General features: G+C 43.7%; 9 protein-coding genes. 1 reads left to right on the top strand and 8 read right to left on the bottom strand.

Annotated features, from left to right (window positions below; translation table 11 throughout):
• Window positions 1-44: 44 nt before the first annotated feature.
• The 4 genes from JKM87_RS00215 to JKM87_RS00200 form a co-directional block, all read right to left on the bottom strand.
• Window positions 45-1,127 carry a M24 family metallopeptidase gene (locus JKM87_RS00215; protein ID WP_202076581.1) on the bottom strand — a complete coding sequence of 361 codons (1,083 nt, stop codon included), beginning with the start codon at window positions 1,125-1,127 and terminating at the stop codon, window positions 45-47.
• Window positions 1,128-1,264: 137 nt separating this feature from the next.
• Complete coding sequence (locus tag JKM87_RS00210) at window positions 1,265-2,626, bottom strand: multi antimicrobial extrusion protein MatE (protein ID WP_202076578.1); 1,362 nt, start codon at window positions 2,624-2,626, stop codon at window positions 1,265-1,267.
• A 188-nt stretch (window positions 2,627-2,814) separates the two neighbouring features.
• Complete coding sequence (locus JKM87_RS00205; protein WP_202076577.1) at window positions 2,815-3,135, bottom strand: cupin domain-containing protein; 321 nt, start codon at window positions 3,133-3,135, stop codon at window positions 2,815-2,817.
• Between the two features lie 47 nt (window positions 3,136-3,182).
• Window positions 3,183-3,878, bottom strand: a complete 696-nt coding sequence (locus JKM87_RS00200; protein ID WP_202076576.1) for a rhamnogalacturonan acetylesterase — start codon at window positions 3,876-3,878, stop codon at window positions 3,183-3,185.
• Between the two features lie 296 nt (window positions 3,879-4,174).
• On the opposite strand from JKM87_RS00200, the gene JKM87_RS00195 reads away from it, so the two are divergent.
• Window positions 4,175-6,487 carry a helix-turn-helix domain-containing protein gene (locus JKM87_RS00195; RefSeq protein WP_202076575.1) on the top strand — a complete coding sequence of 771 codons (2,313 nt, stop codon included), beginning with the start codon at window positions 4,175-4,177 and terminating at the stop codon, window positions 6,485-6,487.
• Window positions 6,488-6,544: 57 nt separating this feature from the next.
• On the opposite strand, the gene pelA is transcribed toward JKM87_RS00195, so the two are convergent.
• The 4 genes from pelA to JKM87_RS00175 form a co-directional block, all read right to left on the bottom strand.
• Window positions 6,545-10,282 (bottom strand): pectate lyase, encoded by a 3,738-nt coding sequence (gene pelA, locus JKM87_RS00190; RefSeq protein ID WP_202076567.1) that lies wholly within the window; start codon window positions 10,280-10,282, stop codon window positions 6,545-6,547.
• A 161-nt stretch (window positions 10,283-10,443) separates the two neighbouring features.
• The gene (locus JKM87_RS00185; RefSeq protein WP_236838532.1) at window positions 10,444-12,036 is read right to left on the bottom strand and encodes a glycoside hydrolase family 43 protein; all 1,593 of its coding nucleotides are present in this window, start codon (window positions 12,034-12,036) and stop codon (window positions 10,444-10,446) included.
• Between the two features lie 84 nt (window positions 12,037-12,120).
• Window positions 12,121-13,728 (bottom strand): glycoside hydrolase family 43 protein, encoded by a 1,608-nt coding sequence (locus JKM87_RS00180; protein ID WP_202076562.1) that lies wholly within the window; start codon window positions 13,726-13,728, stop codon window positions 12,121-12,123.
• Window positions 13,691-14,938 (bottom strand): MFS transporter, encoded by a 1,248-nt coding sequence (locus tag JKM87_RS00175; protein WP_236838482.1) that lies wholly within the window; start codon window positions 14,936-14,938, stop codon window positions 13,691-13,693. The genes JKM87_RS00180 and JKM87_RS00175 overlap by 38 nt, the downstream gene beginning before the upstream one ends.
• Window positions 14,939-14,952: the final 14 nt, after the last annotated feature.

The following is a 14,952-nucleotide window of genomic DNA, read 5'->3' as shown; positions in this document are numbered from 1 at the left end:
TTTGCTATCCAGTACGATTCTCTGATTATCCATGCCTCACATGCCTAATGTGCTTTACGCACGAGTATGGCTGGGCGCTTAATCTCCTTTCGCCCGACCTCAAATGTTTCATAAGGAAACTGATTCGTATAGGTTAATAGATGGGGTATACCCTTATCCTCTACTAATATGGTATCTTCAGACTTAGCCCCCGGTACGCTAGGGTTCCAAGCGTATACTTGGTGCAATTGTACATTGTGAGTACTTTGAGGTAGCAATAAAGCTTCTCTTGTACTGTAACCACTAAGACCACCTTGGTGATGGTGTTGCCACTCGTTTTGAAAGCCCACTTCAGTGTAGGCCGCTTTCATGATATCAAATAATTCAGAAAATGGTCGCCCTAGGGTCGTATTGACAATCATATGGCTGTCGACTAAGGCGACGGCTTCATGTCGCTGTAACAAGTCCTGTGTAGGCGAACCAAAATGGACAAGGCGTGTGACTGACATGATTCTTCCAGCACGTCGAGCACATAAAACGAGCATCACATAACGATCCAACTTTTTACTTGTAGGAAGTGGATGGCGACGAGTATACACTCTTTCATCAGCGGCTACTAGCGTGACGATCGGTTCAATCTCCCTGCTCAGACAATGCTGGGCTAGTAACCCGGCTATTTCATACTCCGTTTGGCCCCTTTTTAACTGAAAAGCTGTCGCTTCGATAGCTTCAGCCGCTGTAATGCCTAGATGACGGATTTGTGGCAAGTCTTTGGCATCCATAACTGTACGCAATGGGAATAAGTGCTTCTCCCAGTCTGTATCAACTATGATTTCCTGCTGCATGAGTTGGTTAAGCCAAGCTTCTCGTTCTTCAGGCGTATACCACGGAAATACTTCCACCTTGTCACACATATCTGACATTTCCTCTTCTAATAATCTCTGTTTCTCAATATTATTCGTCACGAGGGTGACCGATTCATCTGTGATGAGAACGGATGCCACTGCCACCTCACTGGCCACATTAATAAAACTCCTGCCCCCTGTAAGCCAGGACACGTTTTTCTGTTGGGTTAGTAAAACCCCTTGTTTATTCTCTTCCTTCAAAATCTGGCGTAATTGATCAACCTTATGGTCAACAGCGAGCATATAGACGACCACCTTTCTCCTTTTTCTTCCAAAAATACCCAAGAGTGAACTGCTGTGATTTATGCATCTGATTCTATACCTTTGGTTTTAAGCTTTTGCCTTTATACTTTCGGTTTCTTTTGCCTATAATTTTGGTTTTATGCTTTTGCTTTTTGTATTCCCTTTTCTGTACGCCCTTTCTTAACGACACTGATGTTCAAGATACATAGAATGAGTAGTAATTCAAATAAAAAGCCGGTCCCTTGGGCTATTGCGCCTATGGCTCCCCCTAGTGAAGGGGTGATAAACACCAGTACGCCTAACATGATCCACGTCATCACGATGTTACAGGCTTGAGTGAAAGCCATCACCGGCGTATTGCCCCTTACCATCACTAATCCGTGACAAAAATCTAGCCAAGGAAAAACGAGCGCATATATTAGAAAGAACTTAATCGCCCTAATCCCTTCTACTAACAGTTCACCTGACAACCCAACGATGTGTTGCAATACCCAAGGCCCTAATGGTGTGAAAGCGATGCAGCCCAGTACGAAACCAGGAATAAAATTAACCCCAAGGGCAAAACGAAGCACCGCACGTCCATTTTTACGATGAAAATTAAGGACGATTTGATGGATATACGTTGTAAAACTTAAAAACAGCTGAGTAAAGGACCAGGCTACGGCAAAGGAAGCCACGGCTAGAGCCCCTTTTTCACTCCAACTGAGCATAGCGTTAATAGAAGGTTGAACCAAAACAGCCATAAATGAAGCGAATAACAACGGATAGTAGAAACTTAAGACGTGACGACTTTTATCAATATGATGATTCTCTCTTCTTTTCGGTAGTTTCTTAAGTAAATACGTCCCCTCAAGGGCACTGACCAACGCCTCGATGGCCATGCCAATCAAAAAGATTACAGAACCGATATAAGCCTGTTCCACCCAGCCTAAGTAGAGAAACACCCAAGCCACTGTTGCCATGAAAAACAAACGGATGACCATCCCGATCGTCATCCATTTGGTCCGTAAATTACCGATAATAATCCCCTGAAACAAACATCGAATGATTGAAAAGATCGTCACGAATACGAGCACTTTGTACGCATCAAGTGTCGAGGGGAGTAAGGACCGCTCAACACCAAACATGTAAGTGAAAACCCAAGCTCCAAGGGGAGTGAAAGCAATCGTCAAAGTGATCGCCATCACGATTAATAACACGTATAATGTCACCCTCGAAACAGCACGGAAAGAGAGATGATCTTGAATAAGCTTAGCCGCCGTTGGGCGTAGCATAATGGCATTGCGTTCAAATACGGCAAAAAAGCTTAAAGCCACTGCATAACTCGCAATCACGGCTTCGGGGTTTGGTGCGCGAGCTAGAGTACTGTGAATGATCACATGTGAGACGGTCACCAAACTAGCTGAAAAACCTAAAGGTAGAAAAAACAACAGTATGGTTCGCCAATGAGTGGGCGTTTCCTCCGTTTGCTCTCCTCCTATTCGAGCCGATGTGTCCATGTACGCTCCCTCTCTCTAATCTTTCTTGTAAAAAGGAGAGGAGTCCCCTCTCCTTTGCTACTCTTTAACAGTCATAACCGTACGCCCTTCAAATCGTAAACCCGAATGAATCGCTCCACTTACCTTCATGTGTATGACTCTATTATAAATGAACGCCCTTAAAATAACAACGTTGTTATTGGCTACATCTACTCTTCCTCTAACAAGTCTTCTCTGATAGGGGTAAAAGTATCTAGTAACGCCGATTCTTCTAAAGCGATAACACCATGTACAGCATCACTTGGGATGTATAAAGTTTCCCCTTCGGAGATGACCGTTTCCTCACCATCGATCGTGAAGGCTATCTTACCCTTTAAACAGTAGCTCATCTGTTCGTGAACATGCTGGTGCTTATAACCTTGGGCCCCTTTTTCAAAATGAACTTCCATCATCATTAAGCCTTTATTTGCATTAAGGATCTTACGCTTCACCCCAGGTTCTGCATTTTCCCATTGACCGATACGGCCCATATGATCTCCTCCTAACATATTTGAATACACTGTCATGTATTTTATGATTATCTCCTAAGTAAAGCGTCCTTCACAACGTTCTGTGCCAAGGGAAACGACAATGTTACGAGATCCATGACAGCGAGTCTTGCCATTTCTTTTGCGCCATGTTCAGAAAAATGCGTGTTATCTTGAACCCCTTCTGTATAGTGGGGATGGACCCCCGGCTCGAGCCATAGAAAGATGTCCTTTGTTCCATCCGGTCCAAGGGATTCAAATAAAGCTTGACTACTCGCAGCCATATCAATGAGTGGGACTTGGCATTGGCTAGCCAGTTCTCTCATAGCGATAAGGTAATGACCATGGGTATCTACAATCTTGCCTTCTGAATCAAATTTTCTGCGATGGATGGAGGTCAAAAGAACGGGATAAGCACCCTTGTCCCTCGCCAAATCTATATACTGCTTGAGGTATGACTGATAAGAACCATAAGGCTCTGTATGCCTTTCATCATCTTTTTGGTCATTGTGTCCGAATTGGATAAACAAGTAATCTTCACTTCGTATACGCTTGGCTATCCGTTCTAATCTACCCTCATGTATAAAACTCTTAGAGCTTCTACCTGATGCTGCTTCATTGACCACGTCGACTTCATCTGACAGGAATGCGTGTAACATTTGCCCCCACCCGGCTCTAGGTGCTACAGATTGGTCGTAATGTGACATCGTTGAATCACCAGCCAAAAACACCCTCATCTGAGACATTCAATCCCTCCTTTCATCAACGACTTGATCCAACTATTTTAATGACCCTTTCCCTACAGTAAATGATAAATAGCTTATCACATAACATCTATAATCCTTATGTGAGTAATGCGATTAGGTGCTCTAATATTATCTTCAATTACGATAGAGATAAGTGTTTGAATATGCATGTGATAGAAAGATAAGATGGACTAGTTTTGAATATTCTGTTAAATTTATGTTTAAGACAAGTAGAACATCATCTGACAATTTTCCCTGTAGCGTTGTGACATTTCTGGACATGTGAGGAGAAGGGTATGATAAAAAAATTTAATCATTACTACACTAAGATTATCACTTTTGCGATTATATTAGGCACGGTCCCCGTTATTATTGTCGGTTTATTCTCTTATATGAAGTCAGCTGAGGTCATCCAGTTCAATGTTGCTAAAGAAAAAGAACAGAGCGTTTACCAGATTCAAACGAATGTGGAGCAATTACTGAAAACAGTCAACCATTCTTTTAATTACTTTGTGACTTCTTCATTCTTAACAGAAACGTTACACCAACCGTTAACACTTTATCAGTTTCAACAGTACAATCAGATTAAAAAAGAACTCAACCATCTCCAAACTTTCGATACGGGCATCACCGATATTTTACTGGTGAGTTTAGAGAGCGGTTGGCTTATTAATAATAATGGGCTGACACGATTAACTGACGACCAATACGACACGATCACCTCCAATTATTTGTCTTTACCCACAAGATCGGCATGGGTGCTGGAAGAAAAAGATAACGTTTTGTTCAATCCCTACGTCACAGACGCTTGCGCCTACTATATTAATCTGGTGAAACAATTACCCTTACGAAGTACCACAAAAACGGGTGTTATTGTGGCTAAAATCCCTGTTTGCAAACTTACGAGTCTTATGTCCCATCCCTTAGATTCAGAAAAAATCATGATACTAGATGAGACATTTCAAGTGATTGCGCACAGTGACCCTGAATTTATTGGCCGCGATATGTCCAATCACGAATTGACGAGATTAAAAGAGAGCGGTTTAAGTGAAGGACAATTTAATATCACATTAAATGAAACCGATTACAAAGTCACTTTTCGGCAATCTGATTTCAATCAATGGACATACCTTTCGGTGATTAAGATTAGTGACCTTAATAAAGAATCGAGTTCAATCGGTTGGTTCACCTTTTTGATCTGTGTCCTCCTGCTCACACTCTCTCTGACGATCTCCCTTGTGGGGTCACGTCGGATATACAAGCCCGTTCGTCAACTACAAAACATGATCACTCAAACATTTAATCAAAGGACGGATTTTAAACAGCATGCTAACCACAAGCATCATAATGAGTTCGAATTGATAGAAAGTCAAATCCAACACATGTTAGACCGTCACGATAAATTAGAAGAAAGCCTAAAAGGACAAGTGACGCAGTTAAAGCAGTTTTTTATGGTGAAACTATTACACGGCCATGTGAGTCCAGATGAAATTGAGTCTAAACTGAATTCTTTTCGTTTTCAAAAGGAATGGAAAAGACTATGTGTTTTCACCCTCCAAATAGACACCCTAGATCATACGGCATACGAGGACAAGGATCGTGACCTGTTACTGTTTGCCGTCAATACCATGGTCGAAGACCTTATCCCACGTGAGCAGAGAATGACACCCATTGTCATGAACCATACACAAGTAACGGTCATCCAAAGTCAACATGAGACAGAAGAGTTGTATACACGTTTTATTAACGGTTTAGCACAAGATATTCAAAAGAAAGTTAAACAATCTCTTGATATTCCCGTAAGTGTGGGAATTAGCTTACCTTATGAACAATTGCATGCAACGAAGCACGCCTATAAGGAAGGGTTGGAGGCATTAAAGTATAGACTTAAATCTGGCACGGAATCTATTATTTTCTTTGAAAATCTAGACCGAGGGACTACGTTCCATACTTTCTTTCCCAAACACATAGAGAACGATATTTTTGATGCGATAAAGGTTGGGGATAAACCCAAGGTGGATGAGTCACTCCATCATCTATTAAATACCATCTTTGCCAAAGACGGAAACCATACGTATTATCTCATCTCTATCTTTAGGTTTCTGACTGATCTCATTGAGCTTATGCAAACCTTAGGTGTCGATTTCCTAGAAGTTGATTATAAGAAATCAATGTTTGATCAACTTTACGAATTAAAAACACAAGCGGACATCGAGAGGTGGTTCAAACATGTGATTATCTACCCCCTCATTCAAAAGATCGAAGAGCGTACAGCGTCTCAATACAAAAACTTATCCGATAATATCATTCACATTGTACAGCAAGAGTTTGATACGGATATCACTCTAGAATCTATCGCAACGAGACTACATTATAATCCTAACTATCTAAGCAGTATTTTTCGTAAAGAAACGAACCTATCATTTAGTGAATATCTCAGCCTATATCGTATCAATATGGCGAAAAAATGGTTACTAGAAACGACTATGTCCGTTAAAGAGATTTCGGAAAAATTAAGGTATAACAACTCTCAAAACTTTATTCGTTCTTTCCGTAAACACGAGGGCACCACGCCGGGTAAATACCGTTCATTTAAAAAGGCAGAGTAGATGTAGTAAAGCCTACAGTAGGAAAGCCCACAGTTTTGATCACTGTGGGCTTTTGGATTATTGTTTAGGCTGCCAGCCGTCGAGTACAGTCTCAACGGTTAATGCTGCCGCTTCTTCATCTGACAATTGTGCTCTTGAATCGTTTAAAACTGCCCCGGGCCCCTCGTTTTGATATTCATAAAATCTGGCATCCTCCCATGAGAAACCAGACATATCGGTCCATGGCACTTCTTTGATGTGCTCCCCGAGATAACTGTTCATGATAACCACACTACCAATAGCATCAGGGTTACCACTCGGGTGCCACGGTCTTCCTAGGTAAACGGTCCCAGCAGGCGCATCACTTTCAAAACGGCTGTTCAAAAATAATAATCCATAAGGTTGTGTGATTAAGGTACTTGCGGCCGTGACATAACCGTTATTTGAGTCTGATCCGCGATCTAGAGAGAAGATCGTACACTCTTCAAAGACCGCTCTCGCACCACCAAAGATGAAGTCAACGTCCCCTTCAATATAGCTTTGATAAAAATACTGACTCCCACTGTGCACGAACAGCGTATCTTGATGGCCAAGGAATCTCGTGTTATAAAATGCCATTCTTTCTCCACTAGCATACACAGCGACGGCTTGTTTACCGGAGACATCGAGCGTGCGATCAAAAGCATTCTCAAAGGTGATATCCTTAGCAGTAAAATCACTCGCTCTTAAAAACACACTGGCACTACCACTCGTCCCATACGTCCCACCGTTAGGTCTTTCTTTGCCTGCGTAATTATCATAAGTGATGACTGTGTCTTCGGCACTTTCCCCGATAATTGATATATAGGGTTTGTCCGCAGGCACCGTGACCACTTCTTCATATATACCGTTACTGATGTGAATCTCAACGGGTTGGGTGTTATTGGATGGCACTGCATCAATAGCCTCTTGTACCGTTGTATAATCACCTGTCCCGTCTTTGCTCACCGTTAAAGTATTTGGTAACGCTTCCATTTTTGGCCTCTGCTCCTTTACCTGTTGTCGATCGCCCACAACTAATGCTTGCCCTTCAGTATTCGTTGAGGCGTTATGAACAACGGAGGCGTATACTTTGTTTTCAAAGTACCCTGTTGTTTGAGCCACTTCTAATAACTGCTCAGCATAATTCCCGCCCCACGAATACCCATCTCTGCGTTCCTGCTCAATTTCTCTGATGTCTCGCTTAATCACACCATCACGACCTGAGAAGATGGGCAGGTTGGTCCCAATGTCGTAAAATCTGTACCAAGTAACAGCATTGGGGTCCTCGACAAAATATTCTCCGTTAGGATCTGCACTCACATAGCGGATACCTTCTAATTTGACTTCATCAAACCAAGTTAAGGCTCCTTGTATGGCTTCTGTGATTTCTTCAGTTTGGTTCGGTCTAGACATAAGATAGCTGACTATCCCCACGGATTCAGAACCTGAAATAGACGGATGCTCATAGGAACGAGCGCCTTGGGGTTCATATGTGTCAGGGTCATGCTGCGCACACCACGCTGTTAAGACCCCATCCACTTCAATTTGCGAATTGAGAATATAGTCAATCCCCTTTTCCTCAGCAGCCTGTAGTCTGTCATAGTACTGTGGATCGATAATATCTTCATCAAACGGATAGCGTTTTTGTAAGATATCGTCAATCAGGTTCAACACATTGATCATAGCATCGTCATTAAATGTGACGTAGTTAGAGTAATACACCGAGCTTCCTTCTTCTCCTCGTTGCGGATAAACTTGAGGCCATCCCCCTGTTGGATACTGCATGGTCAGTAAGAAGTCTAAGCCCTTTTGTACACTTTCTTTGAACACTTCATCTCCCGTTTCACGATAAACCTCAGCAATCAATCTCATTTCCCTTATTGTGGCATCGTTATCAATGGTGCCTAGTTCGGTTTCACCATCAGGTCCGAGTTGATTAGATTTTCTCTCCGATCCATCCCACATACGACTATAATCCATTCCCTTCGTCCAGCCGCCATGATCCATCTGCCATGACACATATCTCTCTGCTCGACGAATGGCATCCTCTAGATCGCCTGTAAATGTGGTATCATCCGATTCCGAATAAGTGGCGTTCTCTCCTAAAGGGTGCACCGTTTCATAGACTAACACTGTATGGCCAAACATGTTCTGGGCTTGCGCTACCTTACTTGCAGCAAATGTCTTCAGTGTTGGTGTTAATGTGTCCCAGCTTCCGGCCGGAATCTGTAGTGCAACATCATTAAAATCAACGTCTTCAAATGTCGTATTGAGCGTCACGAGCACGATATTGTCCGCGACAACATCGGCACTGACCACACGCGCTTCTTGTGTCTCTGTCGGTGAGATTCGCTCGATTAACGCTTCTGCTTCTGTGTACGTCAGAGGCTCACTTACGCCAAACTTACCACTAGCAAGTGCTCTCATATACCCTTTAGAGGCAGCGGCCCCTATCGCCCCTTTACTCTTATCGGGCATGTCATCCACATCTTGGAATCTCTTAGCCGCGTTTGGGTTTGGTTCTAAATCTAGTAGATAAGATATGGCTATAGCCGTATCGAGCCTGCTCATATGGTCAAACGGCTGGATTTGACCGTCGTCACTCCGCATATATCCTGCTTCCTGGGCCGCTTTTAGAACATAGGCATACCACTCCTGTTCGGCCACTTCCCAAATGCTGTCTTGTGTTTCAATCCCGACAAAGGTCTCATTATCAACATAACCGAACGCTTCATTGACCATGGCCATGAACGCTAAGCGGGTCAGTGGACGGTTCTCATCTCGTACTTCTGGTGCAATCAAACCTAGAGACTCTAGCTTCTTTAGCTCTAGACCACTGACAATCTCGGATAACTCGACCATTTCCATCTGCACGGGTTCTTCGTTTTCATCCAATAAATTGTGTATCCTAAGGTGATCAATATTGGCACCACCATTACTCTCAACACCCGTGGCTCTAATCAGCACTTCTCCTGCGGGTAAAGCCACCTGTGTTGCAGATGTGTGCCACTGTGTCCAGTCACCGGTAGGGGTAAAATCAAGGTCATTGATCACCATTTCATCATTCACCCTAATGTCTTTCTTCCTATTATCTGTCCCTCCATGCGCATAGCGGAATTCAAGTGTATATTCACCTTCTGATGGGATATCCACCGTCCACTCGATGTATCCCCCCGGTGCATTAGGCACATAATCAACAAAACCTGTTCCTGTATAACCAGGGTGCTTATTATCTACTATGATGCCCTCCCCGGTGGCCTCTTCCGCTTCATAGGTTTCATCAAACGGTTGATAGACGTACAGGTGGTCGAGGTTTGCGCCACCTTCTGGGGCCAGTGCTGTCAAACGGACAGTGTTATCCCCTGCTTGTAATTGCGCCGTGGTGTGTACATATTCATAATTAATAAAATCACCTGTAGAATGAAAATCGAGTTCAGGCGTGACCACTTCGCCGTTAACACTTACTTCAGCGTAGCGGTTATCCGGTTTACCGTGGGCGTAGCGAAACGCTAGAGTAAACGCTCCGTCCTCAGGGACTTCAACCTGCCATTCGATATATCCACCAGGTGCGTTGGGAACAAAATCGATGAAGCCGGTCCCCGTATATCCAGGGTGCTTATCATCGACTATGATGCCCTCCCCCGTTGCGTCCTCTGCCTCATATACATTGGTTTGATCAGCAACGCTTTTAATGAAAGTACTTGGATCTTTGGCCTGCATATTAGACGGTTGGACAGTGGTCAAAAACAGGATCAAGACTAATAAAAAGGGATAAAATGTTAATCTCAACCTCAAATCGATCACCTCTCTCAATATATTATTCTGCCAATCTATGAAGTCATCTCACTACCCCGTTTCATCCCCCCTTTGTAAAGTAATAAAAGAATTTAAACTGTTTGGTTAGGCGGTGCCTCTACATAACAACGTTGTTAAAAATGGTTTTAATTTTCATATATTTATTGTTGAGGCACCCCTATATATTCAAACCAGTCGAAATCAGCGACATTCAAACTGTCGTGACCCTGGCTACTGGCAAACAACCCGATATAAGCCCCAACAAAACCGCCAGCGACATCAGTGCTCAACAGTCTTCCATCCATATACTCAGCTAATACTTGCCACTCTTCAGCATGTCGTGCATAGTAAAAATGATAATCTTGTCCGGCGGCCTCTACTTTCAAATACAACCGTTGACCTGCTATCTCTTGGGTTGCAATGACTTCTTCCTCTCCATGCTCTCTTTTAATCAGACGGATGATATTCTTTGACTCGTGTAAGGCGCTCTCCATACGGTATTGAAAATCATGGTCTTGTAATAGAACGAGCCCTGCTGTCTCCCATTCATTCTGGGGGTCAAACACCATCATTGTTCTAGCAGCAAATGTCATATGCTGTTGACGGCGTCCAACAAAGCTAGGGTTACAGATTTCTGTCATGCGCTCGGGCTTCAGACGTAAACGTAAGTGTCCTGGACGTTCAGTTAAGGACCAAAAATGATCTCTTGGCGTACGGATAAAATTCCATGCCATATCCAATTGGGGGGTGTCAAAATGATCACAAGCTGGACGTGTCGGCCACGGGAATGACTTTAAATGAGGACGCTTTGTCGTCATTTCCACGATTCCTTTCCCAGGATTCACGACGGGCCAACCGTTTTCCCATCTAAAAGGCACTAGAAAACTCTCTCTGCCTAAATTTCTATACTCCCCTCCGTACGGACGTGTCGCTAGACAAACTATCCACCATTCTCCATTTTGCGTTTGGACAATATCAGCATGACCGACAGAGGTAATAGGATAGTCTCTCCCCAAATGTCGGTGAGTCAGAATAGGGTTCATTTTACAATTTTCATAAGGACCCGTTATGGATTCACTACGGGCGATCGTAACAGAATGCGTAAAGCCGGTCCCACCTTCGGCAATCATAAGATAATACTGACCCTCGATTTTATACAGGTGTGGGGCTTCTTGGGCGTGAATTTGCTTTAACGCGCCATCCCACAAGCTATACTTTGGTCCTATTAACTGTTTCTTCTCGATATCTAGTTCCTGTAGCCATATTTCCATATGCTTTGGGTATTCTCGCCCTGATGGTGGCACGCGGTTGGCTGTCATATATACGCGGCCATCATCATCGAAGAAGAGAGAAGGATCTATACCCGGCGCATCTTCTAGCCAATTTGGGTCGGACCACGGACCAGCAGGATTTTCAGCCGTGACATAAAAATTGCGGCGAGCCCCTTTCTTACTCTCAACAAAAGTGGTGATCATATAGAAAACGCCTTGATGATACCGAATCGTGGGCGCATATATCCCTCTTGAACTAGGGGTTCCATCAAGATTAAGTTGTGACGGGCGATCTAGGACATGTCCTATTTGGCGCCAGTTTACTAAATCTTTGCTGTGAAAGATGGGCACACCGGGAAAATAGTGGAATGTAGATGTTACTAAGTAATAGTCTTCTCCCACTCGACATATTGAGGGATCAGGATAAAAGCCTGGTATAATGGGATTTTCGAATGTCTCCTCGTGATTCATTGATTGTGTCATCACTCTACTGCACCTCTTCTCATTGACTATCAATTTTTCTTAGCCATACTGACTGTCTATGTCATACACACATCGAATTTCGAATTAAGATTTGCTCACTTTAAACCAATGGACATCAGCATATCCAGAACGGGGAACGTTCAATTTGCTCAAAGCAAACATCCCCAGTTGCGCACCGACCCATTTTCCGGGCGTTGCCCTAAAAGGTTGATCGACAAGCTTGTATGCTTGATCGTCTAAACTATAACTAAAATGACATCGAGCCTGATCATCGACCTTTACACGTAAGTAAAACGTGAATGAGTTGACATGGGCGATGACTCGTTGTGATTCAACTACTTTTTCACCGGGGTGTCCCCCAGCGCCTTCACATATGAGCAATTGCACCCCGTTACCGAGCTGACGTACCATGATACTGGCGTAGGATTGACCACAGATCATCAACCCAGCATAATCTTGATCATCCTGAGGATAAAATGAGATTGAAGCTGTTGCTGTAAACGCAGGGGCTGGAAACTTCTGAGTTAGGATCTGAGGCGTATCATAGAGTGTACTGATCCCTTGCGGTTGTGGGTAGGCATATAAGCGTAGACGTTGCTCTGTTAGTGTGTACCACTCCTTTTTGACATTGGCTCGCCATTGCCATTGTCGTCCTAGCGTGGTTGCCTTAAAATCATCACTCGTGTCAATAGACATAAATGAAGGATTGTCGATGGCTTCTTCTCCTACACTCGGCTTTTTCCAACGTTCAACGGGTTCTCCTATCTCTTGCTTATTCGTGCGTTGCCCTATGACTGGCCAATCGTTCTCCCATCGCATCGGTTGGAGGTGTGTAATACGCCCATAGGCCCCTTTATCCTGAAAATGGACAAACCAAGATTCTCCTGACTCAAGCATGACCCATGCCCCTTGGTGCGGACCATTCGTGTTGGAATGGCCCTGGTGTAGCACAACCCCGTCCTCGTACGGTCCATCAATGCTTTTCGACCTCAGCACCGTTTGCCAGCCTGTTGTGACGCCTCCGGCAGGTGCAAAAATGTAATAGAGCCCGTTATGTTTGTATAGCTTGGGTCCCTCAATGGTAGGGTGGTGATCATGCCCATCAAAGACATATATCCCTTCGTCAAGTAATGCGGTTCCATCCGGTTTCATGCTGCAGATTTGTAGCTTGCTTTTAATTCCTGCGCGACTTTTGGCAAAAGCGTGGACAAGGTAAGCCTGCCCATCATCATCCCAAAAAGGACAGGGATCGATCCAACCTTTACATGCTTTGACGAGTTGTAAAGGGGACCACAAGCCAAACGGATCATCTGTGGTACTCATGAAGACACCTTCATCTGGCGTGGCAAAAAACACCCAGAATAACCCCTCATGAAAGCGAATGCTTGGAGCCCACACCCCTTCTCCATGGCGCGGTAAATCATACTTAGCAAAGGGCATCGTTTCAGACACGTTATTAATCAAACGCCAGTTCACCAAATCTTTTGAGTGAAGAACGGGCAAACATGGCGACATATTAAAGCTAGAAGCCACCATATAAAAGTCTTCCCCGACTCTAATCACATCAGGGTCTGAGTAATCAGCGTGTATAATGGGGTTGCGATAATGACCATCCCCTAGATCGGCCTGCCACACTGACGCGTTAGATCGAGGTTTAGATCGATGTCTTTGTTGATTTAATCTGGTATTCATCTTCACCCTCCTCACTAGCATTTTTCACTAAAATAGGAATGATCATCTGTAGCCCCATAACGGCCACGATCACCACTGGCAACATAGTGGTTGAGTCCCTGACGATAAACATAAAGAGTACAATCCCCATCGCCCTTCCTAAGTTGATAATCGATTCTCTCAGTACGACCGATTCGACCTTGAAATGTTGTCTAAGGGGAAGCCATTCAATCCATTTAAAATAATAGGCCGCATACGTATTTGCTTGAAGCGGTTTAAAGAGGGCATGGGTAGCCATAAACAGCACAACCGTCCACAACGCTATATCCCACAGTAGCCATAACGATGAGGATATAAAACCAAAAGTTGATAGACATAAATAAAACAGCGTTGACTCCAAATTGGCTATGCGTGAAATGAGATAACTGGAGACGATCGATAAGCTTAAAAAGCACACATTGAGATAGCCAACGATATGCTCCTGTTGGACAATGTTAAAGAGCAAGATGGGCGGAATAAACATTAAAATGCCTTGTGGGAACCCTACGATCAGCCAGCCGAGCAATGTTTTAGAGAATTGGGGCTTTCTATGAAGCATCTGCGGCAAATAAGACATATAGTATGTCTTGTGATGGGTACGTATCTGCTTCATTCTTAAGCTGCCTAGTGTGGCAAGTAGAAACATGAAAAATGCGATTGTAAAGACCAAGATGTACCCACTTAATCCTTGATAAGTACTGATCACGATCCCCGCTAACGCAGGTGCGATTAAGTTCGCTGTCCCCATGATGATCTGATTCCAACCTAAGTAACGATGCCGGTTACGATTCGTTGAAAAATCGTACACTAAGGTAAAATACCCCAACCAGTAGCAGGCCTGTGCTACTCCCTTCAACAAGGCAAAGAAAGCATAATAAGACACGATATTTTCCTGCGCCATAACTATACAAAGGTAAAAGACAGCCGTTAAACAAATGCCGTAGCGGTATACAATAAGTCGATCCTTTTGCTTCGCCATTTTACCCATACAGATTGTGGCCACGGCTTGAGTTAACAGTGCAATTAAGTTATATAATGCATTAATGTACACATCGTTAGTGAGTCGCCACAAGTACAAATTAATAAAGATGAGTGACAATGCATGACCAAACTGATACATCGCATGATTAGCTAATGTCACCCATGCTTGTTCCGATAAGCTTTTATCCTTGGTCAGTCGTAGACATTTCAAGACTCACACTTCTC

The sequence above is a fragment of the Caldalkalibacillus salinus genome, from assembly GCF_016745835.1.
In the GTDB taxonomy this organism is placed as follows: Bacteria; Bacillota; Bacilli; order Caldalkalibacillales; family JCM-10596; genus Caldalkalibacillus_A; species Caldalkalibacillus_A salinus.
The sequence above is the reverse complement of the archived record's forward strand: the minus strand, read 5'-3'. Positions and strand labels throughout refer to the sequence as shown.

What these genes read in the sequence shown, in the direction of transcription:
- JKM87_RS00200 (WP_202076576.1), bottom strand. Translation starts at nt 3,878, where the DNA reads ATGTCTCAGATGAGGGTGTTTTTGGCTGGTGATTCAACGATGTCACAT.
- JKM87_RS00215 (WP_202076581.1), bottom strand. Translation starts at nt 1,127, where the DNA reads ATGCTCGCTGTTGACCATAAGGTTGATCAATTACGCCAGATTTTGAAG.
- JKM87_RS00205 (WP_202076577.1), bottom strand. Translation starts at nt 3,135, where the DNA reads ATGGGCCGTATCGGTCAATGGGAAAATGCAGAACCTGGGGTGAAGCGT.
- JKM87_RS00195 (WP_202076575.1), top strand. Translation starts at nt 4,175, where the DNA reads ATGATAAAAAAATTTAATCATTACTACACTAAGATTATCACTTTTGCG.
- JKM87_RS00185 (WP_236838532.1), bottom strand. Translation starts at nt 12,036, where the DNA reads ATGACACAATCAATGAATCACGAGGAGACATTCGAAAATCCCATTATA.
- JKM87_RS00180 (WP_202076562.1), bottom strand. Translation starts at nt 13,728, where the DNA reads ATGAATACCAGATTAAATCAACAAAGACATCGATCTAAACCTCGATCT.
- JKM87_RS00210 (WP_202076578.1), bottom strand. Translation starts at nt 2,626, where the DNA reads ATGGACACATCGGCTCGAATAGGAGGAGAGCAAACGGAGGAAACGCCC.